At 39.2% G+C, this 25,400-nt stretch carries 19 protein-coding genes; 8 read left to right on the forward strand and 11 right to left on the reverse strand.

Translation table 11 applies throughout. From position 1 onward, the window contains the following. The first annotated feature begins 48 nt into the window (after window positions 1–48). Both ABMY35_RS20495 and ABMY35_RS20500 read left to right on the forward strand, forming a co-directional pair. The gene (locus tag ABMY35_RS20495) at window positions 49–4,356 is read left to right on the forward strand and encodes a C39 family peptidase (RefSeq protein ID WP_349287923.1); all 4,308 of its coding nucleotides are present in this window, start codon (window positions 49–51) and stop codon (window positions 4,354–4,356) included. 139 nt (window positions 4,357–4,495) lie between these two features. Continuing rightward, complete coding sequence (locus ABMY35_RS20500; protein WP_349287924.1) at window positions 4,496–5,953, forward strand: serine hydrolase domain-containing protein; 1,458 nt, start codon at window positions 4,496–4,498, stop codon at window positions 5,951–5,953. Between the two features lie 106 nt (window positions 5,954–6,059). On the opposite strand, the gene ABMY35_RS20505 is transcribed toward ABMY35_RS20500, so the two are convergent. Next, window positions 6,060–7,103 (reverse strand): alkene reductase, encoded by a 1,044-nt coding sequence (locus ABMY35_RS20505; protein ID WP_349287925.1) that lies wholly within the window; start codon window positions 7,101–7,103, stop codon window positions 6,060–6,062. Window positions 7,104–7,235: 132 nt separating this feature from the next. Between ABMY35_RS20505 and ABMY35_RS20510 the strand changes: the two genes are divergently transcribed. Continuing rightward, window positions 7,236–7,817, forward strand: coding sequence for a TetR/AcrR family transcriptional regulator (locus ABMY35_RS20510; RefSeq protein ID WP_349287926.1), 582 nt, complete (start codon window positions 7,236–7,238; stop codon window positions 7,815–7,817). A gap of 102 nt (window positions 7,818–7,919) precedes the next feature. Here the strand turns inward: ABMY35_RS20510 and ABMY35_RS20515 are convergent, their stop codons facing one another. Then, window positions 7,920–10,277, reverse strand: a complete 2,358-nt coding sequence (locus tag ABMY35_RS20515) for a hypothetical protein (protein WP_349287927.1) — start codon at window positions 10,275–10,277, stop codon at window positions 7,920–7,922. Window positions 10,278–10,559: 282 nt separating this feature from the next. On the opposite strand from ABMY35_RS20515, the gene ABMY35_RS20520 reads away from it, so the two are divergent. Then, window positions 10,560–13,229, forward strand: a complete 2,670-nt coding sequence (locus ABMY35_RS20520) for a TonB-dependent receptor (RefSeq protein ID WP_349287928.1) — start codon at window positions 10,560–10,562, stop codon at window positions 13,227–13,229. Window positions 13,230–13,283: 54 nt separating this feature from the next. On the opposite strand, the gene ABMY35_RS20525 is transcribed toward ABMY35_RS20520, so the two are convergent. From ABMY35_RS20525 to ABMY35_RS20535, 3 genes are all read right to left on the reverse strand, one after another. Further along, window positions 13,284–13,559 (reverse strand): hypothetical protein, encoded by a 276-nt coding sequence (locus ABMY35_RS20525; protein WP_138481394.1) that lies wholly within the window; start codon window positions 13,557–13,559, stop codon window positions 13,284–13,286. A gap of 75 nt (window positions 13,560–13,634) precedes the next feature. Beyond that, complete coding sequence (locus tag ABMY35_RS20530) at window positions 13,635–14,831, reverse strand: glycerophosphodiester phosphodiesterase family protein (RefSeq protein ID WP_349287951.1); 1,197 nt, start codon at window positions 14,829–14,831, stop codon at window positions 13,635–13,637. Between the two features lie 155 nt (window positions 14,832–14,986). Then, window positions 14,987–15,526: a manganese efflux pump MntP family protein gene (locus tag ABMY35_RS20535; RefSeq protein WP_349287929.1), complete on the reverse strand. Its 540-nt coding sequence runs from the start codon at window positions 15,524–15,526 to the stop codon at window positions 14,987–14,989. A gap of 114 nt (window positions 15,527–15,640) precedes the next feature. Between ABMY35_RS20535 and ABMY35_RS20540 the strand changes: the two genes are divergently transcribed. Together ABMY35_RS20540 and ABMY35_RS20545 are read left to right on the forward strand one after the other, a co-directional pair. Then, window positions 15,641–16,474, forward strand: coding sequence for a hypothetical protein (locus ABMY35_RS20540; RefSeq protein WP_349287930.1), 834 nt, complete (start codon window positions 15,641–15,643; stop codon window positions 16,472–16,474). A gap of 176 nt (window positions 16,475–16,650) precedes the next feature. Next, window positions 16,651–16,965, forward strand: coding sequence for a hypothetical protein (locus tag ABMY35_RS20545; RefSeq protein ID WP_349287931.1), 315 nt, complete (start codon window positions 16,651–16,653; stop codon window positions 16,963–16,965). 182 nt (window positions 16,966–17,147) lie between these two features. On the opposite strand, the gene ABMY35_RS20550 is transcribed toward ABMY35_RS20545, so the two are convergent. Further along, window positions 17,148–17,468, reverse strand: a complete 321-nt coding sequence (locus tag ABMY35_RS20550) for a hypothetical protein (RefSeq protein ID WP_349287932.1) — start codon at window positions 17,466–17,468, stop codon at window positions 17,148–17,150. A 225-nt stretch (window positions 17,469–17,693) separates the two neighbouring features. Here ABMY35_RS20550 and ABMY35_RS20555 point away from each other — a divergent pair, with 225 nt between their 5' ends. Both ABMY35_RS20555 and ABMY35_RS20560 read left to right on the forward strand, forming a co-directional pair. After that, window positions 17,694–20,174: a TonB-dependent receptor gene (locus ABMY35_RS20555; RefSeq protein WP_349287952.1), complete on the forward strand. Its 2,481-nt coding sequence runs from the start codon at window positions 17,694–17,696 to the stop codon at window positions 20,172–20,174. Continuing rightward, window positions 20,175–21,701, forward strand: a complete 1,527-nt coding sequence (locus ABMY35_RS20560) for a sulfotransferase (protein WP_349287933.1) — start codon at window positions 20,175–20,177, stop codon at window positions 21,699–21,701. A 4-nt stretch (window positions 21,702–21,705) separates the two neighbouring features. Here the strand turns inward: ABMY35_RS20560 and ABMY35_RS20565 are convergent, their stop codons facing one another. The 5 genes from ABMY35_RS20565 to ABMY35_RS20585 all read right to left on the reverse strand — a co-directional run bounded on the left by ABMY35_RS20565 (window position 21,706) and on the right by ABMY35_RS20585 (window position 25,318). After that, on the reverse strand, window positions 21,706–22,149 hold the full coding sequence (locus tag ABMY35_RS20565) for a DUF3291 domain-containing protein (RefSeq protein ID WP_349287934.1): 444 nt from the start codon (window positions 22,147–22,149) through the stop codon (window positions 21,706–21,708). 349 nt (window positions 22,150–22,498) lie between these two features. Next, window positions 22,499–22,816: a hypothetical protein gene (locus ABMY35_RS20570; protein ID WP_349287935.1), complete on the reverse strand. Its 318-nt coding sequence runs from the start codon at window positions 22,814–22,816 to the stop codon at window positions 22,499–22,501. A gap of 26 nt (window positions 22,817–22,842) precedes the next feature. After that, window positions 22,843–23,361, reverse strand: a complete 519-nt coding sequence (locus tag ABMY35_RS20575) for a GNAT family N-acetyltransferase (RefSeq protein ID WP_349287936.1) — start codon at window positions 23,359–23,361, stop codon at window positions 22,843–22,845. 257 nt (window positions 23,362–23,618) lie between these two features. Beyond that, entirely contained in the window at window positions 23,619–24,383 is a 765-nt protein-coding gene (locus tag ABMY35_RS20580) for an alpha/beta hydrolase (RefSeq protein WP_349287937.1), read from the reverse strand. A 215-nt stretch (window positions 24,384–24,598) separates the two neighbouring features. Next, the gene (locus ABMY35_RS20585; RefSeq protein WP_349287938.1) at window positions 24,599–25,318 is read right to left on the reverse strand and encodes a LytTR family transcriptional regulator DNA-binding domain-containing protein; all 720 of its coding nucleotides are present in this window, start codon (window positions 25,316–25,318) and stop codon (window positions 24,599–24,601) included. Window positions 25,319–25,400: the final 82 nt, after the last annotated feature.

The following is a 25,400-nucleotide window of genomic DNA, read 5'->3' on the forward strand; positions in this document are numbered from 1 at the left end:
TTACCTAAGTACGAATCTGCGAGTCTTTGGCTGGAGTGTGCAAGCTCCTTGGCGGATTTGTTGGATTGGGAAAACTGTAACTATGCTTTATCACAATATGAATCTTTGAAGTTTGATGATGACAAACAATCGCGAAAAACGTTCAAAGTATTGAAGGGGCAATGCCTCTTAAATCAAGGAAAACTAGCTGAGGGGAAGGCACTTCTTGAAAAGAGTAAACTTTTTTATTGGCAAAAAGTATGCGAGAACATTGATAGTTTTGATGACAGCACCTCAAAGATAGACTCAGCAATTAAAAAACTTGACGTTCCATTTATCAGACAAAAACACCTCACTTGTGCACCCACATCAATGTCTGCAATATGCCACTTTTATGGTATACCAATTGACTCTCAAGCTATAGCAAATGAAATCTGTTTTGATGGAACGCATAGCACTAAAGAAAGGCAATGGTTAAGAAACAATGGCTTTGATTTTGTCGAGTTTGAATTAGAAAAATCTATTTTAGTAAATTTAATAGATTGTAATATTCCGTTTGCACTCGTCACTACAGATGGTTTTAATGCTCACATGCAAGTCGTAATGGGTTATAACTTACGACACGGTACTATGTTTATCATGGACCCTAGTAGTACAGCAATGCAAGAGATGCTCATACAAGAAACCATAGAAAAAGAAGTATTTACTGGCGCAAGGTGCATAGCATTTGTTCCAAATGAAAAGAAAGATTCTCTTAGCTTCATTCAAACTACATGTAGTCACTTATTTCCAATCTATGACAAGTATGAACTAGCCAAAATTGCAAATAATACCGATGAGATGCTGAGTGCTGTTAATGAAATGAGTGCTTTATCTAACGATCATCGACTCACTTTAGTTGCCAAAAGAAACCTTGCTTGTTTTTATAACGACCTTTTGGAAATCCAGAAAACAACAGAGCAATTATTAAAGATTGCACCTCATGAGACAGTTCTACTTAACTCAAAATATTACTATATCCGTGACTTACAAAGTCGTCAGGAGGCCATTAATTGGCTTAGTAGCAATTTAAAAGATCAGTTTAATCTGACTTTAAGTGAAGTTTTATTTAATGAACTCAGCAAAACAAATGAACAGCCAATCCTGTTAGCAGAACAACTCAAAATACTTAAACGATATGGTTATAAAAGCCCTTCAGTATTTAACACGCTTGGCCAATATTATTGGCAAAAGCAGGCATTCCAAAAAGCCAATGATTGCTTTTTTATTAGCCATAATATGGATGATACCGATACTGAATATGTTGAAAGCTATTTCAAAACAGCCAATATTTTAGGTAAATCGCAACTAGCCATTGAGTGGCTGCAAAAAAGAGTCAATAAGTATCAGTCACAATCCCCTTTGCCATCAATCTCTTTATATAGATCCATGTGTACATTTAATAGAGAACAAGAAGGTATTAAAGTACTAAAATCATCTTTGATACTACACCCCAGTGACACTCAGCTTATAAGTACTTTAGCTAACGCCTTGGCAGATATCGGTGATTTAGAATCTCTAAGAAAATTGCTTGATAACAAAAAAGAATTTCTTTCAAAAACCGTATACCTAAATTTAAAAGCACGACTTTATGAAATGCAAGGGCTATTAGAAAAAGCATCTTCTTGCTTTAAAGAAATCTTTATTGATACACCATTATTGTTTTCTGCCGCCAATAACTATTTCAGAAGCTTAAATAAACTAGGAAGACAAGAAAAGTTAAACTCTGAGCTAGAGTTACTCGTTTCAAAATATTCAGAGGTTCCTGATGTTTACTTTTACTTAACTGATTGGCACTCAAGTCCATCCTATCTGAAACTTCAATTGGAACGAATTTTATTAAAGAGACCAGAAAACTGGCATTTAAGAAAGACTTTAATTAATACTCTTGTTGAATTAAATGACTATAAAGAAGCCCTTGAGCAAGCAAAAACAGCAAATGATATGTTAAACGGCTCTTATCAAGAAGCGCAGCTTGCTAGATGTTATTTCTTTAATGAAGACTTTCCTAGTGCTATCCAGCTTGCAAAGAAGGTGCTTACGAAAGATGTAGACAATGAAACAGCACTTTGGATATTAGATGTCACAGCAACCAGTATCGAATTAAAAGAAGAACATCTAGACTTTGTTAGAAATGAGCTTTCAAATCAACACTCTATGGAAACGGGTATCTGGCACTATTGGAATGAAGCCCAAAATATCGCAGCCAAATGTGATTTAGAAGACTTTATTAATACTTTACTTAATGACTATTCGAACGACTGGTCTACCTACTGTATTGCTAGCCAGTTCTATAGTAAATTCAATGATGCAGACAAAGCATTTGAAGTTTTAAATCTCGGTCAATTAAAGCTACCTCTTGTTCCTCGACTTTACACTGAACAAGCTGATTTAGAGTTAGCTGAAGGAAATATTGAAGCTGCAATCGAGAGTAACATTAAAGCGCTTTCAATCAACCCAGCTTGGGATAGGGTGTCAAAAAATTTAGCAGATTTATATGAAAAACAAGGCAAAATTGAACTCGCCTTTGAAGTAATAAAAAATGGTCTAAAGCATAATGGACAAGATGGGATCCTCCATGGTTTCTATGCTGACTACGCATACAAACTAGGCTTTGCAGAAGATGCGCACAGTCACCTAATTACGGCTATCAGACTTCATACTAACTATACTTGGCCATGGGGAATGCTCAAGAAAACATCTGCAGAGCTTGGATATCATGATCGTTTGGCAGAGCTCGCATCAGAATTGATCAAATCTCAGCCTCATATTGCTGCAAGTTGGCGTTTTGCAGCTTATGCTACAAATCAAATTTCTGAAAAAGAAAATTATTTGAAGCAAGGTTTAGAACATGATCCAATGAATGAAGAAAGTCTTAAGCAGCTAGCGGACTTATTAACAAACAATGGACGATTCAACGACGCAATCAAGTTACTTGAAAGTACACCTTGGGGAGAGCAATTACCTCTAACTTTAGCTGAATCTAAAGCTGACTTTTTAGCTCAAACAGGAAAACAAGAGCTTGCTGCACAGACACTTTGGAACGCAATAAAAAACCAAGCTGATCATAACAAAACTTGGCAAAGGATTTATGAATTGTATCGTAGCTTTTTAACTTTAGATAAAAGCTATGAGCACAAAATAATCAAAGCAGCTAATAGACAAATAGAATTAAACCCTCACTCGCCTGAGCATTTATGTGTTGCTGCCGAGCAAATATTAGAGTTTGGTGATGCAAGCAAGGCCACAGCCCTATTAGAAAGAGCTTATAAATTAGCACCAAGCGATGAATACATTGTGCTTACTTATATTGATAGATTAATTGATTTATCAGAATTTGAAGTCGCATTACATTGTCTTGAAAACTACGAACAGTTCTCAATTGTCAGCTTTGCTCTGGCAAGAAAAGTAAATGTCCTTTGTCAACTAGGTCAAATTGAATATGCGAGAAAAACATTCGAACAATTAACCAATACTGACTGTGAGATGTATGGCACTATCCAACACGCCTTTAATGCTTTGAGTAAACATACTGATAAACTTCAGCTCATCGATGTATTAGAATCATCATTGACCCAATGCTCTCAAATGCAAGCCTATTTCTGGGCTGACAAATTTATCGAGTCTTACCCTTCTAAAGTAGTGGATACACTTTTAGAAAAAATGCAAAAAATCAGCTCTGATAAGATTTGGTCTGGCGCATTTTGTGGTTTAGTTGATTATTGGCAAGACAAAAACACTGTGCCAAACATCAAACTTATCGAACTGCACAAACATAGAATACATCAAGACGGTACATTAATTGGTCGTATTATAGATTTATATATGCAGCGCCAACACTATTATAATGTTGCTGCATTTATGAATGACTTATCCGATCGCAGCATCGTCCCAATGTCCTGTCTATATCAATACGCTATTTGTTTATTAATGCTTGGCAAACATGCAGATGCCACGGTCATATTAGAAGAAGCCAAAGAAACAACTCCTGATAATACACTTCACAATCTACTTGTTTGGCAGCACGCAATGGAATGGATAAATACAAAGAAAATTTACCCGGAAGAATTTAACTTTATTGATAAAAATGAGCTTATAGAATCTGAGCTTCACATTCTTAAATGCTTAGAGCTCATGTCTTCTTTATATCAATTCGCTGGAACTCCTTATATTGGAGATGTTCAAAATGACTTAAAAGGACTCAAAAAGAGCTATAAAAAAGTAAAAGGCCTAGCTTCTAGCGATTTTATACATCAATCGTTTTTAGAGGGAATAAAGCAACTCATACATACAAATGGTTTTTTCGATAGATTAAAACTTGCTTGGCTTACATTTTAAATAAATTAGAAGTTCAACGGCGAGTTAGCACTCGCCGTTTTTATTTGTAAATAAGCAATTCAAGACAGTAGTCACCAATCAACAACTCTGATAGCTTAAATATTAGACTCCACCTAAATCGAATAATTGAGGAACCAATATGTTTATAAGGAAAGCTATTAATATTGCAATTGCTAGCAGTTTGATACTCGTATTAGGTACGATTAGCCAACCAACCCATGCTGCTGACACAATCGAACAGCATATTCAAAAAAGCATTATCATTGCAGGAGAAGCGCAATCAAAGACTAGCTTGATTCAGAGAATGACTGAAGAGAATGTGCCAGGTTTAAGCATCGCAGTATTAAAAAATGGTGAGATTATTTGGGCTAAAGGCTTTGGCATTACTAACAGTAATACAAAACAACCAGTAAATGAGCATACGTTGTTTCAGGCAGGCTCAATTAGTAAGCCCATAGGTGCGTTAGCTGCTTTAAAATTGGTTGAGCAAGGTAAACTGTCTTTAGACGAAGATGTAAATAAATACCTAAGAGGTTATCAATTAACTGGTGCTAAGCTATCTAAAAAAACGCCTGTCACCCTTAGACAGCTACTCACTCATACCGCAGGGCTATCAGTGCACGGGTTTCCGGGCTATTCAACAGGTAATAAAATTCCCTCAACTATCGATGTCTTACATGGTAAAGGTAACACGGCTAAAGTCGAAGTTGTGTTAACGCCAGGTTCTGAATGGCGGTACTCTGGAGGTGGCTACACGGTTATGCAGTTACTGGTAGAGCAAATTAGCGGACAGACATTTGCTGAGTTTACCGATGCAAACATTCTTAAACCTATGGGGATGCTGAACAGCACCTACGCACATATATTACCAAATGATCTTAAGAAACGAGCCAGTGCCGCATTTGATGGTGATGGCAATATGCATTCAGCTGTATTCAATGATTACCCTGAAAAACCAGCGGCTGGTCTTTGGACAACCCCAACTGATATTTTAAAGTATGCCTCTCATATGCAAGCCATTATGAAGGGTAAGAAAGATGGTATTTTGCAAAAAGAAACCGTACAAGCCATGTTTACCAAACATAAAAATGATTGGGGCCTAGGCCCTGCATTAATGGACGTTGATGGACAACTTGCATTCGGACACGGTGGAAAAAACCTTGGCTTCACAAATGACTTTAAAGCGTTAGTAAATAAAGGCGATGCTTTTGTCGTGATGTCCAACGGTGACAACGCAAATACACTAAATAACGAAATTATGGCAACATTATCTAAGCATTATGATGTTACATTCTTAGAGCAAACTGTCATTCAGCCAGTCACATTAAACCCCCAGCAATTAGACGCCTATAAAGGGGAATACCTGCTACTCACTGACATTGGTTATAACGGCGACTTCATCTCTAAAATTAGCGTGAATGATGGCAAAGTGACAATTCAAAATCCGGGGGACGTTATGCCGTCCCGACTCGTGCCGGAAAACACCTCGAAATTCATCAGTGCTGTTTCTGGCAATGAGTTTGTTTTTAAATTCGAAGGGAAAAAAATAACAGGATTAACTGTTGCCGGTCGATTTGAATTACAAAAGATAAAGTAAATAAATTAAGTAAAAACACAAAAAAGTGCTTACTAAAGAGTAAGCACTTTGGTCTAAGTGAATTTTTAATCGGGAAACTTTTGTTAGTGTGCTAAAACCTCAGCGTTTAAACTAATTGTGTTAGCATTTCTTCTGAGTATTCAACCACCGCTTCACCTGATTGAACACGCTCAACATAATCAGGGTTGGCAATGAAAGGGCGACCAATCGCCAGTAAATCGAATTTATTATCAGCTATTGCATGGCTTCCTGTCTCTGCAGAAAAACCACCCACACCCACCAGCGTATGTGGGTAATTCTTTCGAATATAATGACTTACTGTACCACCTAAATAGTCGAATTTCATGGCATCATCGAAGATACCCACATGCAAATAAGCTAGTTGGCGTTCAGCCAATTGATCTAACAAGTAATCAAACACAAGTTTGTCTCTGCTGTCTGCTTCCATATTAAAATATGCCCCAGGAGAAACACGTAACGCGGTTCTGTCTGCACCAATTCGGTCACTAATTGCATCTACAACTTGTAGTGGAAAACGAGCCATATTCTCTGGTGTCTGGCCAAACTCATCTTCACGGGTATTACTTGAGTAATGTAAGAATTGATCAACCAAATAGCCATTAGCACCATGGATCTCTACACCATCAAAACCAGCGTCAATGGCATTCGATGCAGCTTGTGCAAAATCTTCTGCCATTTGTTGGATCTGCGCTTGCGTCATAGGGGTTGGGGTTTGGTATTCAAGGTCACGCATTCTCGGCACAGTACCTTCAACTTTAACCGCACTTGGCGCAAGTACCTCATTGCCTTCGTAAAAATATGGGTGTGATACTCGCCCTGTGTGCCAAATTTGTGCAAAAATTTTTCCGCCATTTTTGTGTACTGCGTCAGTGACAACACGCCAGCCATTGATTTGTTCAGGTGTGAACAAACCCGGAGTATTTGGATAACCTTGACCGTCAGCGCGAATTTGTGTCGCTTCAGTGATGATAAGGCCTGCACCAGCTCGACGCGCATAATAGTCAGCCATCGCTTGAGTCGGCACTAAATTATCGTCAGCCATACAACGCGTAAGCGGTGCCATTAAAATGCGATTCTTTAGCTCTATGGTGCTGTTTAATGCAAATGGTTGAAATAGGTTGTCAGTCATGGAATTTCTCTTTAAGTACATTCTTGAACGTTTATTCAAGATAGCCCTATTTGAATGATCGTTCAAGAACTTTTTTGAACAAACATTCAAATTGATTTAAACTTGCCTCATCAACACTTCAAGATAAATACAATGCGTAGTGCCGAATTCGACAAAGTTGCAGTACTTCGAGCTGCCATGCAGGCCTTTTTAAATAAAGGTTACACTAAAACCAGTATGCAAGATCTAAAACAAGCAACCGGTCTGCACCCTGGGTCTATCTACTGTGCTTTCGAGAATAAGAGAGGCTTACTGCTGGCTGCTATTTCGCAATATAACCAAGACAGAAGCGATGAATTTTGTGCTTTTTTCATCAATAGCGACTCAAGTAAACAAGGTCTAGAAACCTATTTAGAACATATTGTTGAAGAGTGCTTAAGCTGTGATAGCAGCAAAGCCTGCTTACTCACAAAGGCACTCAATGAATTGGCCGAACAGGATGACGAAGTACAAACCTTAATAAGCCAGCAACTAGAAGCATGGCAGTCAGCAATCACCGACAAATTTGCTCGCGCACAAAATGAGGGCGATATTTCTGATTCACGTTCAGCAGAATGTAGAGGGCGATATTTTGTAATGGGTATTTATGGCTTGCGCACATTTGCTAATACCCACCCAGAAGCAGAAACATTAATAAAGTTAGCAAAGCAACTTTTCAAAGACGTTTGCGCTTAGGCCGCATTGAAAGCCTTTGATTAGATTAAAACCATACCTCAAAGACAAACACGCCCTAATAAAACAAAAAAGAGCCTTTTAGGCTCTTTTTTTGAAAGTTAATTAGTTAATTTCATCAGGGCATGTTCTTAATGATGAGCGTTCGGTTGTGTAACACACTTTGTTTAATATATTTACAAACTCTAGTGACTTTACAAAACTGCTTTTGTCTTGATAAATCAGTTCACTTTTGTCGTTATAACACTCAATGTAACCTGAGTTAACTAAACACATGCCCTGTTGCGTACCAATTAGATTATCAATATGACCTTTTTCTACAAACAAGTTATTGAAATAATCTGCCTGTTCGCCCCAACAGTGCCAATTACCTGAACTATATTGCGCGCACATATCTGAATTACTCACGGCAACAATGTTAGCCACACCCGCTCTTTCTGGTACTTCAAGTACAGATAAGGGCCCCTCGCCATGACAACTCACTTGATCATCATTATTGAGTAAGCAAACAAACTCCCCCTTGGTTACACCCTTTTTAACAAGGGCAGCTAGCTCTCCGACGTCAAGCAAGGAATTTAAATTATCTCGACATGATACTTCGTCGGCTCTGAAATAACAGGTGTAGCGTTCACCTTTGTCATAAATTCGAGATGTCATCTTGGTTTTTAAATCGGCTTGTATCAATTGATTTTCACTATCCTGTGCACTGAGTGTCACAACAGGAAAGCTGCTAGTTGCATTATTAGTAATTTTCGCAACTGTCGAGCTCAGAGTTTCAATTGTTAGATCATCATTATTCGTTGACCAATTCATTATTACTGCAGAATTGCTTAAGCGATCTTTACCATAACCAAAGACGTAATAGTCACTCCCCGCAATATAGGTTTTTTCGGTACCAGCAAATAATTTTAAATTGCTCTTATTTAAGTTAATTGATACTAACTCTGTGGTCGAAACAGTGCCCGCTTGCATCACTACTTTTAGCAGTAATTTTCTATCAATCAAAATGTCTTTAGCATTAAGAGTAAATGATAAGTTTAAGCCATCCCGAATCACCGTCGCGGTGTCTAACTCCGTATAGCTTAAGCTTGATAAATCAATAGAGACACTGTCTAACACCCCAGCTTTATCAACTGCTAAAGCATTGAAAGTCAGCGGCTCGTTTTTAAATAGTTGTGGCAATTCACTTGGCTGCTCTATATCTAATGTCGCTTTGGTCGCAGATTCACTGAGCAAAGCAAATACAGCATTTTTTTGGGCTTCTAGCCCATTTTTAAAAGTGACTTTGTATTGCACCAAGGTACTTACTAACGAAGTATTTTGCGACGGCATGACCAACGAAAGCTTGGTCGCCGACTCTTCTTTTTGTTTAAAAATTTCTTCGTCAATTACCCACTCAAAAGACTGAATGTCATCAGCACTGTCTGTATCAACGCTCACCACCACTTCTTGCCCCGGTGCAGCATAAGCTCTGTTCACCGATAACGAGAGCTTACCGACTTGCACGACATTATTTACTTTAACTTCAGTTTGAACAGACTTCTTTTCGCCGCTTTGAGCTTCAACATCGAGTACTAATGTTGCACTGGTATCATCAGATACTTCATTCGCTTTGATAGTCACAGTCTTATTCTTGGCATTAACCAGTTCTCCTAACGAAGTATCTAACCAGCGCCATTGATAAGAAGTAATGCGCTCAGATGATTGAATTTTTGGCTCTATCAATAAATAGTCTTGCTCGTTCAGCGCATAACTTGCATCAAGATTCACCGTTAGACCCACTTCGCTTTTCGGCAGTATAGTTAGCTTAAAAGGCTGTCGATATTCATCATGATCTGTCGTTACGACAAAGTTCAAATTATAGGAGTACTCGCTAGATAACGTCGGCGCTGTAAATGTCACGACTGAAGTACCACTGTTATTAGATTCTTGCGTTGTAACTTGTTTGTTAGCAAGGTCTAACTCATCTGTTTGCCATTCAATATCAATTATTTCTTCACGTGAAGAAAATTGTGCTGTGATTTTAACTAGGTCACCAGAGAAAAATTCATAATTATCTTGTAAATCAATATCAACTTGATTACTAGAAGCTTTCACCATAACGATGAAAGTTTTCTTTACTTTATTATCGGCACTGTCTGTCACTTCAAGAGTAAGTGTCACTTCTTGATCTGTTGTAACAGCAGGAAATTGAACTAACACTCCCGTGTTTGACGAGTCTTTAAAAGTCACACCACTTAATGAACTAGTCCACTTAACTGTGACGCTTTCATTTTCTGGGTCAGAAATAGATGTCTTTAGCCTAATTGCTGTTAGAGAAGACGCTTCCGAACCACCTGAGATACTGACTTGAGGGGCTTTATTTTGACTCACTGGTTGTGAGTCAGCAGTCTGTTTTTTACCACTACTGCCACCACAGGCAGTTAACATGATACAAAAAATAAATAGTGAGAGGGTACGCATTTAAATGTTCCTTATTTAGGTTAAATTCCTCAATTAGAAACTTACATTGAAGCTCATAAAACTGCACTTTAAAAAATGTATTAATTTGTAAGTAATTAATTTTACTTAAATTGTCACCAATTTAGGAATATTTCATAAAACTCAATGGGTACATTAATGCAAAATGTAACAACAGCCATATATTGTTTCAAATATAACCAGTGAGACTATTCACAATAGGTTATCAGTATGTTAAAAAAACATCTCACCATAACAATGACAACATAGATTAACAGGGAAAATATGAAAGTAATCAATAAACTATCTGCGGTCGCAATGGCTGTAATCGTTGCTAATTCAACCTCGGTACTTGCTACTGAAAATAACGAAGAAGTAGAGCGTATTGAAGTCACCGGCTCACATATTAAACGTACTGATATGGAAGGCCCTTCACCAGTCCAGTCTCTTTCTGCAGCAGATCTCGCTGCGACGGGCTCAACGGATTTAATTGGCGCATTACAAAAGTTACCAGTTTCTGGGGCGGGTACTTTTAGTACCCAGGGTAACTCAAGTGATGATACGGCGAACGGTGGTTCAAGTGTTGCACTTCGAGGCTTAGGTGCTTCGTCAACATTGGTATTAATTAATGGTCGCCGTGTTGCTGTTAGCCCATTCGCAAAAGACATCGAAACCTCTTTCGTAGATTTAAATACCATTCCCGTTTCAGCAGTAAAACGCATCGACATTCTTAAAGATGGTGCGTCTGCAACCTACGGCTCTGATGCCGTAGCAGGGGTAATCAATATTATCATGCGTGATGACATCGATGGATTTGAAGTCGCAGGCAAAATTTCAGATACCGCTGACGGCGGTGGTGAAGAGCAAAACTTCACGCTACTTTGGGGCTCTACCAGTGATAAGGGTTATCACAACTTCTCTTTAGACTATTTCAAGCGCGGCGATGTGTTCTATGCAGACCGTGATTATGCCTCAACAGCCGATCAACGTTTCCGTGGCGGTAATAACTCGCTGAGCTCTTCTGGCATCCCGGGTAGTATCGAAGTCGTTAGAAGCATGCTAACTGACGCACAATGGAATGCCCTACCAACGAAGAGTATTGCCGATGACGGTACTCCTGTAAAACAAACCATCTTTGCTGATGTTTGGGGTCAAGACAAATGTGATGAATCTTTGATCATTGGCGATATTTGCCGCTATGACTATGCACCACATATGAGCCTAGTGCCTTCAACTGAGCGTATTAGCTTTAACTACAACGGCGTACAAGAAATTACCGATGACATTGAAGGTTTCATGGAGTTTTCAGCGCAACACGCTTCTACATTCATTCAAGGTGCTGGTAGTCCAAGCTTTACCGAGTTATTCATGAGCGGCGATAACCCAAATCATCCACTTGCCAATGACGCTGATCATTTCCTACATGGTGTTGATATTTCAATGCGTCGTCGTACATATGATATTGGCAACCGTAAGAAAGACGTGGACTCTGAGTATTATCGTGCTGTGATCGGCGCCCGTGGTTCGTTCAACGAATGGGATTGGGAAACAGCTTATTCAGCCATTCGTTCAAGTGCAGTAGAAAAAGGCTTTGATGGCTTCCCGAACAAGTTACGCGCTCAAGAAGCGATCGATAAAGGTTATTGGAATCCGTTTGAACCAAGTACCAATACCCCTGAAGGTTTAGCTTTCATTGAGACAACAACAACACGATATGGTAGCTCAAGCATGCAGTCTTTTGATGCGACTGTATCAGGCGAAGTATTTGAACTTGAAGCAGGTGCAGTGGCTGCGGCGTTTGGTTTAGAACACCGATACGAGAAAATCGAAGATAACCCAGATAGCCAGTACCTACGCGGTGAGATTTTTGGTACGGAAGCAACACAGGCTAACGGTGATCGCGATAACACCGCCCTATTTGCTGAATTTAGTGTGCCAGTACTTGAAACATTAGAACTACAATTAGCACTTCGTTATGAAAACTACAGTGACTTTGGTAACACCACAGATCCTAAAGTTGCTTTCCGCTGGGCGCCTTCTGAAGATTTAGTTGTTCGTGGTTCATGGGGTACAGCATTTAGAGCACCTTCTCTGGTTCAACTTCACTTAGGTCGTACTGACGAGTCTCCAAGCGTCATCGACAAAGAGCGCTGTAAAATCACGGGCTCCGAACTTGACTGTGAACCTTACGAGTACACCGCGGTCGTTGCTGGTAACAAAAACCTTCAACCTGAAACATCGACCAACTATAACTTAGGTGTGGTTTGGCAAGCGACGGAAGACTTTTCTGTAGGCGTGGACTATTGGAACTACGACCAAGAAGATCTTATCAAGAAAATTGGTGCGCAAAAGCTAGTTGACTGTTGTGGTACCGATGCAAACCTTGTTGTACGTGGTCCCAATGAAGGCAGCACACCAGGTCGTATTCAAACTATTTATGATACCTTCGTGAACATTGGTGGTCGTGAGACAGATGGCTTTGATTTAAACCTTGCTTATAAGCTTGATACCAAAGACATGGGTTTCTTCAAATTTGACTATAAACTTAGTTATGCACTGAACTTCGAAGAGCAATCTTTTGAAAGTGATGAAAATGGTAACACCTCAATTGCAGCTGAAGATCTGAACGGTGAATATCAGCATCCTCAGTTCAGATGGACTGCAAGCATTGATTGGGAATTAGATAACGTACTCACTACGCTAAGTTTCAGTCATATCGACGCTTATAACGACCTAGCTGATGCAAAAGGTAACAAATTTAAGATTGACTCTTGGACCACGTTGGATGCCTCAGTAAGCTACACAGGTTTTGATAATCTAATCTTAACTGCTGGTGCAGCAAATTTAATGAATGAAGAGGCACCACAAGCACCATCTGAATCTATGGGTATTGATAATAAAACTCACAACGCACTTGGTCGCCAGATGTACGCGAAATTCAAGTACAATTTCTAAAGCATAAAAAAAGCCCTAGATGATTTCTGGGGCTTCTATTAGTTAAGTATTTTATCACTTACCACTTCTTGTGCCAGCCCCGCCACGAGTAGCAGTTGTTCTTTCGTATCTCTCAGCATCTCGCTCAGCAAAAGCTCTACGATAAGCATCTTCCTCTTTTGTGATACATTCTTTCTTCACAAATCGACTACCCAACTTTGGCTCTGTGTAACACACCATATTTTCTTCATCTATTTCTTCATTGTTAGCCTGAAGGTTTTTACTAGTAGAATTACAGCCAGCTAAAAAAATCATCGCGATTAATGAGGCACTCAGTGTAAAACTTTTCATAATTATTCCTTGTTGTCTGATATGTACAGAATAAAGCTACACAAAAAACAATAAATTGTGTAGTTTTTATTCAAATTAATTTACACAGTTATCATAAAACGTTGTCGTTGCAGGCCAATCACTGAATACACCGATTACGCCCACCTCTTGGGCAAGAAAATCTAAGAGCGTTAACGTAAATCCATCATTTTTAATTAGCTCTTTCACTGATTGATAATAAAATCCACCACCATGAGTAAGCGGTCCAGATCTTTCTAGTGACCAGGCTATGATTTTTAATCCCGCTTTTCTTGCTTCTATTGCATAAGTTGATTGCGCGAGTGTTCCTTCTTCACTGATAGTAACTAGCATCCAAAGCGGTGGCGCTATGATATTCACTCCCATTGTTTTAAGCTCAGCCATTGTATGTTGCCAAGTGCTCGGTTCATTGTGATCAAATCCAGTAATTTCATAGCTATCATCTAGATAAACTACCTGCTGTGCATACTCTGAGTGATGTTTTATCCAATATTGTACGTCTGAGAGTAAAAACGATTGAGGAAACACATCCTTCTCCGGCACACCAGCCTGCTTATATTCAGCAATCAGTTTTCTCGCATAGTCTTGCTGTGTAAAGCCGTTGAATGGCATCTCAACTTGTGGTGTTTTAAGCTCAGGCGTCATTTTCACGCCAAGCTGTTGGAATAACGCAATACTTTGTTTGTGCGTCATTAATGTACCATTTGCTGCATATAAATCAGTGCGCCACATAGGTGTACCCTGCATATACTCTTGTTTTGTTCTAGCAAACTCGTTGGCACCATCCATCTTGCCTTTAAGTTGCAAAAATTCGTCTAGAGTTAAATCTGAAGTACAGCACTGGACCTGAGCCTTAATGCCTTTATTGATATCACCTGCTCGAAAAGGAATACGGCATTTATTTGCAAGTTCAGGCATAGCTAATATGTTTGTCGTGGTATGCAGATCGCACTGAGAATGACGGCATACTAGGGCTTCGTCTTTGGTAAATGCCACATCGCACTCTAATATGCCAGCCCCCATTCTAGCTGCTGCTATATATGACTCTTTTGTATGCTCAGGAAATTGCAAAGGCGCGCCTCGGTGGCCTATAGAAAAGTCAGTCTTTTTAATGCTCGAAGCTTCACACGCGCTAAGTCGGCTCTTTAGTTCAGAATCTGGTAGTTGTTCAAGTAAATAGTATGGTCGCACACCGACTTGAACTTCCTCATTCGATAGTTTGGGTTGCTTGGAGCTACATCCTGCAAGAAGCATTAAAGTTAACCCTAGTAATCTCTTCATCATAAGCTTTTTATTTGTTCATTTATGACAATTAAAGCACTCAAAAATGACAATAAAATGGACATGGTCATATTGACTAGTGAAACAACAAGTGAAGTTTAAGTTAAAACAAGAAAAGTTTTTATAGGTTAAAAAAGCAAAAACTTAAATCCAATCAAAATTAATACCACGCCACCGAGCAATTCAGCTTTGCTTTCTAACCAAGTGCCAGACTTATTACCAACCAAAACGCCTAAATAACTAAACACAGCGGTAATTAAACCTATGACTAAACAGGCAATAAAAGGGTCTACCGACATTAAGTTTAAAGTAAACCCAGCAGCCATCGCATCAATACTAGTAGCAATAGCCAATAAGCACATAACTTTTTGTGTTAACTGTTTAAATTCAGCCTTCTCCTCAGAGTCAGCTCCTTCGTATACCATCTTTGCGCCAATTCCACAGAGTATTACAAATGCAATCGACTGTTTAAAACCACCTATCCAGCTCAGTAAACCTGCACCACCCAAGTACCCAATTAGCGGCATCGCCCCCTGAAATACACCGAAATAAATCGCACACATCACAGCAACTTTACGCAAACTATCTTGCTTTTTAGCGCCAAGTCCAACCGCTACCGCAAAGGCGTCCATACTCAGCGCGACGGCCAATATCAATACTTCAAACATTCAACTTCACAACAATAAAAATTCGGCCTCGCATATTAATTCGTTTTACTGAAGAGTAAAGCCACTTTATTCTTTGCACTCTCTTAAAACGTTGATATATTGTGTAATTAAAAAATGAAAATTTCTATGCTCAAATTTATCTTCGCATGCTTTACACTTTGTTTTTCACTCAATAGTCTGGCTGAAACGCCAAAATATTTTAATAAAGCAATTAATGACGAATATATCTCAATATTAAAACACTTAAAGCAAATGCTTCCTGCTACACAATTAAAGCTTGCGTATTTACCTTCTTTTTACCCATTTGCCATAATGGATGTAAGAGCTACAAGTTTTGAAAGTAATGAAGATAAACAGAGCTTTGCGAACTTTAACTATGGTGTTCTTGGCCGTGCCTATCTAAATATTAGTGAACAACAACAAATACAATTACTTAATATCGTCATTTGCAAACATGAGAAATGTGAAAAACAACGTTTTGAAATCATTACCCCTTTTCTCGATAACGCTGAAACTGAACTCAACAATTTAATAAACCAACGTGATATCGAAATAGTCCAGCAAACGTCAGAAGACGTGTTTCGCATCAACAATTCATTTTTTAGTCCTGAAGAAGTGTTGCAATATTCACCGTCAAAAACTGCGGGGTTTATACCGTCGGGTGAATTCAAAATAATTTCGCTTAACGAAGCGCCAGCAGACTTGTTACTTGCCTCTAAAACTCAAGTCCTCAGAAATAAAATGACAGAATTCAATGTTGCAGCCATAACCAGAGTTAACGGTAATAGTCTGAATATTATTTTTGGAGGGTTAGGAGACAATCACTGGGGCATAATGATGAATTATTTAGAAAAGCTACCTAAACCAGGTGAGTATAATCACCTAGGTCTACAATATGAGATTATAAAAAAAATTAACCAAACTATGTTTTATTATCAAACAAATTAGGTCGTATTGGTTAAACAACGCACTTGAATAGCATGCACAGTTTTCGCCTTTTTATCACAATAAAAAAGTCTCGAAACATCTTAAATCTGCACAAGGTAATAGGTTTACTATACTAGCTTAAAAGCGAGTTCCTTTTTTAAATCGTTGTGTTAGGGGCTTAATGTTACTAAACAGCAATGATGGATTACATTGTATGGGTGATTACTCAAATAGAACAAAAACAAGCGCAGATAAATAACCGAAACAATGAGCTACTTCTACTCAGTGATAAAATCAAACAGACTCAGTTTGAACATGAAAAGCAATTAGACGACCTTGCCAGTCAACTGGCACAGAAAGAACACCTTCTTTCAGATAAACAAAATAATGTGATCGAGACTCAAAATGAACTTGATAAAATGAACGAGCAAAGTCGCAAATTAACAGCGCTTATTGATAAAAACCAACAACACATTCAACAACAAACCGAAATTCAGCCTCGACAGGATTAGGCTTGAGTATTTGCTATAACTTAATCACCCCAAAAATGCAGGGAAATATCACCTGCTTAGAAAGTGAAAGCGGCGCATACTTTGAGCTTTCTTTTCTTTTTACCATTCAAACCTAAGTAAAACTGGCCCAGAATAACAAAACACTAAAACCTATCGAGCTTATGCCTATTAAAACAATATATTTAAGCGCTGGCGTTACAAACCGCTGTGCAAATTGCACGATATTTTTGCCAGGGTACCACTAACAATCCAAGAGTTGTCCCTATCAAAACCCAGCCAAATACACTAAACACAAGCGCCCATTTCATATTTTCAGCATTCAAAATTAAGGCCATACCTGCCACCAAACGACAAGCCATTTCTGTAATGTGGGCTTTCGGTGATTGAGCAAATGCGAGCAAGAACGTTTTTACACGCTCAGGTTTAATCAAAGCCAAGAAACCAAATGCGATAAAATATCCACTCAAAAGTGCAACTATCCATTGCGCCAAGTCACTCATCATTTTAATCCTGCATGTTACTTTTTTATAAAGCCTGCTAAACGAACATTAATCAGTTTCTAAAAAAGATAAAAACGTTAACTTTGTAAATAGTTAAATAATAATTAGAAAATAAAGCAACAAGAAAAAGAAAACTTAATAAAAAACCACAGAAAGTGAATATTAATTCTTTATTTTTGAATAAACATGAGTAGAATCACCGTTTTCAAAATGACGTTCAAATTAACTATGAGGTTTTACGTGTTCTCGCTTTTTCGTCCTTCAATGATTGCCCTTGCAGTCTCTACTGCGGTTTTACCAAGCACATTCGCACACGCGCAAACTCAGCCTAATACTGAGTTAAAAGCGCAACTTTCTAAAGAGATTGAGACCATTCAGGTAACGGCAACACGACGAAAAGGCACTGTACAAGAAGCACCACTCAATATTACAGCGGTCGACAATGATGTGATGAAGCAGCAAAACATCACTGACCTTGAATCTGTATCACGCTGGGTGCCGGGTTTAACCATTACCGATCAGGGCGGCCGTGAAAGCTCACCTATCATTGTTCGCGGTTTGAATACAAATTCATCTGAACGCGCCTCTGATTCTGGTACGGTTGCCACTTATTTAGGTGAAATTCCACTGAGTGTTAATTTACGTTTAACCGATATCGAACGTGTAGAAGTGCTGATTGGCCCACAAGGCACGCTTTATGGTGCGGGTACATTAGGCGGTGCTATTCGCTATATGCTAAAAGCACCTGAGCTTGATTACACTGAAGTACAAGTGAGCGGTGACGTGTTTGCCCTATCTGAAAGTGACGGCCAAGGTGGTGAGTTTGGTGCGGTTCTAAATCTGCCATTGATTGAAGATACATTGGCACTGAGAACGAGCTTTAATCATTACACTAACCCAGGCTATATCGATTACAACTATATTGTTAAAACACCGGGTGTTAGCAAGCCAGATATTGACTGGAACAACTCTGAAGAAGTCGCACAAAACATCACCCAACATAAAGATGCCAACGACGAAAGCATTACCACAGCTCGCGTTTCTCTTCGTTATCAGCCATCTGATGTGTTTGAAGCGACGCTAAACTACTTTTATCAAAAACAAAAAAATGGCGCGAACAGCATTAGCCAACATCAAAGTTTGGCGAGCAGCAATCCGCTTGCTGACAAAGTCGGTAAGTACGAGTCGGCATACCGTGTATTAGAGCCAAATACCCAAGAAGATGAGCTACTCAGCCTTGAATTAAAAGTGGATTTAGATTTTGCAGAGCTTGTTTCTGCTACGGGTTTAACCGATTACGAACAAGTGGGTCAACGTGACCAAACCGATCTGCTTTATGATATTTGGCCGGGTTACGCAGACTTTCCTAGTTTTACGGCGTTAACTGACGATACCAGTGAAGTAAAAAACCTCACACAAGAAATTCGTTTAGTATCGAAAACCGACACTGCGTTAAATTGGATCGCCGGTGTCTATTACAATAAAACCGAAGGCAGTTCAGACGACCGTGAATACACGCCGGGCCTTAGCGATTTCTGGGGTGGAGATATCACCAATATCGAAAAAGATTTAGAGTATTTGGCGCTGGGCGAATACGACAACAAAGAGCAAGCTATTTTTGGTGAAGTTGGCTATGCGTTTAGCGATAAACTAAACGCCACTGTCGGTGCGCGCTTTTATGAATATGAAGTAAAGTCGCTGTCTGGTGCTGTTACACCGCTATATTCAGGTGATATTAGCAACATCAATCAAGTACCAATGGAACTGGTTGAAGCCAGCGACAATGGTTCACTATTTAAGTTTAATCTTGATTATAAGTGGGACAACAACATCATGACCTACTTCACTATCAGCGAAGGCTTTAGATTAGGCGGCGGTAATGGCATAATGTCATGCCCTGACGTATTGCCTGATCAACAGATAATCTGTGCGTTGCCACACGAAGTTGATTACAAGCCAGATACCACCACCAACTATGAATTAGGTCTAAAGTCGACTTGGTTTAAGAACAAGCTACATTTGAATATCGCAGCCTTTAATGTGCTGTGGAATGATGCACAAATTCAAGCAACCACGGTTAACGGTAAAGCCATTATTACGTCAAATGCCGGTGAAGCTCAGAGTAAAGGTATTGAATTTGCGACTCGCGCAATATTAACCGATAACTTAAGTACTTATTTAACTTATTCATATGCCGATGCAAAATTAACGCAAGACGCGCCTGCACTGTTTGCGGTTTTCTCTGAAGACGACTACAGCAGCGAAGAAATCGCCAAATATCAACCTTACTACGATGGTGAAAAAGGCGATAGATTACCGGGGGCGCCTAAACATCAGTTGTCATTTGGCGTAACCTACAATACCGACGTATTGGAAGACAAACTGCTGACTATCAACTATGGGTTAACAGCACAAAGTGATGTGATCACAAAAGTAGGTTTAAAAGCTGACGGTGAAACTTTAGCGGGTTACGCTATGAGTAATTTAAGCTTTAGACTTGCCGGTGAAGCTTGGTCAACGACCCTATACGTGAACAACTTATTCGATAAATACGCACAAACCTCGGTGCGTCGTGATAAGTCTTGGGCGGGCGAAGGCAAATATCCAGAGCTTTCAAAATCACTACCCCAGTTACAACGTGTTTATGGACACTATGTGACCACACCTCGTACTATTGGCCTTAAATTCGACTACCAATTTGAGTTATAAATGACCTTAGCCAGTAAAGTAAAACAATACCTTACAAAGGGCGCGCTCACCAAAGCGCACCCTTTATTGGTGTCTTGGTTACAGCAAGAGCCCCACAACCCTCAGGCTTGGTGTTTTCTGGCTGAACTCAATTTACTCGCTGGCGATAAAAGCAAAGCGCTTAAAATTATTAGCAAAGCACTGAGTTTAGCGCCATCATTACCGATTACACTTCAGCTTGCGAAAACGGCATTGTTGGCGGGCGATCACCAGCAATGCGAGAATACACTCAAAGGCTTAACCTTAGATACCGCACACCCACTTTCAGCCTCTGCAATAGAGCTAGATTTGGCCGCTAATTTATGGCTTCGCCTAAACCAACCATATCGCGCACTCTGTTTATTCGAGCAAGCCCATTCACTTGATGAATTGAACACAAACATTAGTTTAAATTACGCGATATGCTTAAAAATGGCAGGCAAAATACCAGAAGCTGAAAGGTTATTTGAGTCTATGATAAAACAACAGCCTTCACACGAATTGGCGCATTTATCACTCGCTGAGCTCAAAGCTGACAAATCGAGTGCCATTCCCGTTTTGTTAGAAAAGGCCCTCGAACAGAAGCCTCAAAGCCAATATTTAAACCATGCCAAAGCCTTATATATAGAAGCACAAAAAGATTACAAAGCCGCATGGCATCACTTCGAATTAAGTAAAGAAAAACCTGCACAAAGCGTTCAGTTTGACGCAAACGCCCACCAGCAGTTTTGTTTAAATCGTATTCAAAGCTCTATTAGTGAAAAGCTTGGTGCGTTTAAAACAAATACGCCCCAAACTGGTAACCAAGCCATTGCCCCTATTTTTATTGTTGGCATGCCCCGCTCTGGCACCAGCTTGTTAGAGCAGCTTTTAGCAACGCAACCACAACTCAAAGGACTCGGCGAATTGAGTTTTTTACCTCAATTACTAAGCATCAAAACGGGGTTTTATAAACAAATAGAATCAACCCTTTCGGATACCCCTGAGTTACTACTTAAGCAATATAGCCAGCTACTTAACCAAGACAACAAGCAAACAGACTTGCGACAAAACAATATAAGAGGCATAGATAAGCAACCGTTTAACCTCTACTTCGTCGACGTGATTTTAAAACTGTTTCCCAATGCAAAAATCATTTGGCTAGTGCGTAATAGATTCGATACCTGTGTTGGTAATTTTAGACAAGCCTACCAAGTAAACAGCCCATTCCATCATTACAGCTTTGATTGGCAACATATTAACGCCTGCTATGACGACTTTATGAAACTAGGTACCCATTGGCAGCAAACATTTGGCGAAAGCTTTGTACGTGTTGATTATGAAAATTTAGTGAGCGAACCACACTCTCAGCTTGCAGATTTATTCAAATTTCTAAATATCGAAGTCGAGGGTGATCCCCTTAAATTTAATCAGCACAACTACTTCTCAGCAACCGCCAGCAAGCTGCAATTAAGACAGCCCCTGAACACGCACTCCATCAATAAGTTTAAAGGGATTTATCCTGCATAAGACGTTATAAATCATCTGGCGTGAAATTGGCTTTAAAAGTAAAAGCATAAGGCGAGTCACCATGCTCTCTTAAATATTGTAAACGCGCTTTTGCTTCTTCGGCAGTGGGAATGTGCCCCTCTTCAATCCACCATAATACATAAGAGTCTTCATTTAGCTTTTCAAACCATTCGCCTTTACGTCGCATAAAATCACGGTGATGGGTGCGAAACATAAAATCTTTAAGGGAGCCTGGACTTGTCCATACTGACATATTGATTAACAAACTCGGGTCATCAAACGCTTGAATGCTCGTCGCATCACCCGATTCATCTTTCAAGCGCCAAACAAAGCCTTCGCTTTGTTCCGCGGTGGCATTTACCACATCGAGATTATCAACAAAGTCTTTAATTTCTGGGGCATCTAAAGAGTATTTTGCTCGGGCTATATTCAATTGTGCTAAATGCATGACTCTCTCCATGAAAAAATAAAAGGCTAAGTTGCATAGCAATCAAACCCGCTCAACAACTTGGTTATCTTCTTAATTGATATGGTCATAATGCTTTAGTTCAATGTTTAAACAACAACTTTTTTTAAATAAGCAATAATGAGTCCCTTGCTCAAACACGCTAGCACAACAATTTTTTCCTATACCCTAAATAGATCTTCAGTGTAGTGGGAAGTTATAACTAAAAGAGGCAAAGTTTACATTTAGACGTTTAATAATGTGGTTCTGGTGATTAAGAATTAATGTTGAAAAATAAGAGCAATCAGAGGGCACACTATCTTCAATCGCCCCAAGATTGCTAAACCCTTCTCTAACCAATTTCGAATGAGGTAATACCATAAGTTCTCTGAAGCTGAATTTCAGGCTGGTTTTGCGTATACATTCTGGCAGTTTCAAAACATTGCCTCATTGCAAACTGCTCAGCCAATTTAACCGCTTCATCGTTGACTTGGGGCACATCTAGGAATATGTCTTCGTTTTCAGATACATGACCGCTTAACCTCAGATAAAGCGCCCGAGCAATATCTGCCGAATCAGCAAACAAGGGTCCTATTTTATATCCCGGTGCACACTGACGAATTACACCTATACCTTTAAGTGCACCATTTTCAACGTAACCTAAAGCCACGCTATCACTTTGCGTGATCCAGCCTTTTAGAAACGCCTGCCTATCTGCTGGAAAAATGCAGCACAATACTTTTTAATGTCGTTAAACTCAAGTGACGATAACGGCTTAATATTTTCTGCATCAACTTGTTCTATGTTTTCAATAACACCACCTTTTCGAACAAAGCGAATATTACGATGAGCCAACTTAAACCCTGACTTTTTATAGTTATCTTGTTGATCAACCACGCCATCCAAACCGACATTACAACCATCTAAATGTGTGAGCGCTTGTTGCCAAAGTTGATAACCATAGCCTTGACCGCGATATTCAGGTTTGACGATATAAAACCCTAGAAAGCCAAAGTCATCATCGTATTTCACCACTGAAATACTCGCTATCGGTTCATCGCCTAAATAGCCCATATAAAAGCCACTTGTATCTACTTGATAATAGAACTTCGCATCATATAGCCCTGGGTTCCAACCTTCGTATTCAGCCCATTTTGTGGCGAGTTCCACATCTTCAAAGCGTGCAACTTTTATCGAGAATTTTTGCTCTGACATTGTTTTTCCCTCGCTTTATGCGTTAATTACGTTTCATTACTTACAAAGGGTCTGAACGACTGGTTTTATACCAACCCTCAATAATACTCAATCATTTTGAGGGACTAAAACTGACGCTAACTTCGTTGAAAATTTCTTATTTAGAACAACTAAATAGCAAAATTTCCGCCTTGCCTACATGGCTGTAGGTACCTCAGCGATAGCAGGAGGCATGAGCGGCGTTATCGACAAGTTTTCCTTGCCTAAAAATAAATCGCTTAATTAAGAGGATGGATATCATTCGCAAGCTGAGCACAACTATTTTCTTCTAAGAAACCCACTATCAAAGCGTTTATTTTGGTTTTGAGCCATTCAGGTCCATTATCTTCCATATCATTGTGGCGCGATTTCGTTATTGTCACCACGCAGCTACCAAACTTTTGCTGCTCACTGACTGTAGGTAAAACCCCCTTGTCGGCAGGAAAGTCACTGGCTCTAATAGATAACACTTTGACATCGTCTCTTCTAGGCAGAGGTACGCGGCGATGATCTAGGGTAATAATATATTGAATATAGTCTTTGCCTTCATTAGCAAGCCAGGCTGAGATATCACCACCGTTCGAATGTCCAACTAAAGTTAGATTATCGAAGTCATAGTTTTTAAAACGCGGTTTCAAATTATTACGAATAAAATCAAGGGTGACTGCACCTCGAGACCAATTTTCACTGCGCGTTTCATATAGATTACCTGACACAGACAAAGGCGGATCGTTTGGTAACTCATGGCCAATTGCCACAACCATATAGCCTCTTTGTTTTAATAAATTGGCAATGAATTGATAATTTAGATGTGATACGCCATATCCCGCACTTATGAAAGCAACGGAGCAAGGTGACTGAGCTTTACATGAGCCAGTTTGAACTGGATGTGAAATTTCAATGGGGATGTAACGATCGCGAGATTTATCAAAAATTACATCAGCTTGCACTGTAAAGTTTATACCCGCCCACAACAGTAAAAACCCTCTCATCAAATACTTCATGAATTTAATTAATCCTTATTCTTATACTCATTACTTAGCTATTTCAGTACATAATATATGTAATATCATGTTTTTAATAATTAAATTTCAAAATCACCTTATTTGAAGAAAGTTGAAATCTAACCCCCCCCGCCAAAGTGGAGTCGAGAACGACTCCTAGAGAAAGATATTTACCTCAAACTCTTTCACCCTATTTCAATGCCTCAATCTGCCCTCTATTTAAGACCTAAAGACGCTTTAGTCTCAGCTAAATAAGTTTGAGATACGGGCACCTCAGTGCCATTTTCCATCACCAAAATTAATTTTCGGCCCTCTTTTTTAGTTTCTACAACTGCATCTTTGGCGACCCACCATGAACGATGTGTTTGAAAACCATCATAATGCTCAACTTTTGCTAGTGCATCCTTGAACCGCATCAATATCATATGCGCGCCTTTTTCGGTTAACACTTTCAAATAGTGGTCATCCATTTGTAAATAAAGTAGTCGCCCTCTCTTTTCAATTGGCAGTTCGTTAATTAGCTCGCTCATTGGCTGACTTTTTATTTCTTCCACTTTTTTAGCTTCATTAGCAAGCACTTCAACATTATGTTTTATCTGCTTATTTTGTTTTAATACAATACTTTTTACTGCACTAACACCTGCGATCACGCCGCCAATAAATAAACAGCTTAAAAAAGACATAGGTATAGACTGCCAATAGTTTTCGAAGCTTTTAAAAAACAAATTAATAATCAGTGGCGCTAATAATGCCATGATTAAACTAGCAACAAAGGTAGATATGATTAGCCTAATTGCTGTCTTATTTAAAGCAGGTGGTAAAGTTTTAAATAGCCGAATTGATAAAACTTGAATGATGGGTGAATAAACCGCATATCCAACAAAACAGATCACAGCCCAAAATGCGCCTGCATATAAAAAACTTAGGTTATGCATCCCAAAAGGCTTTAAAAACGTTAAAAAAAGCACAAAAAAAGCCACTATATAACAATCTGACAGTGTCTCTTTCACGCTAAAA

This window comes from Pseudoalteromonas sp. BZB3 (assembly GCF_040104455.1).
Lineage (GTDB): Bacteria > Pseudomonadota > Gammaproteobacteria > Enterobacterales > Alteromonadaceae > Pseudoalteromonas.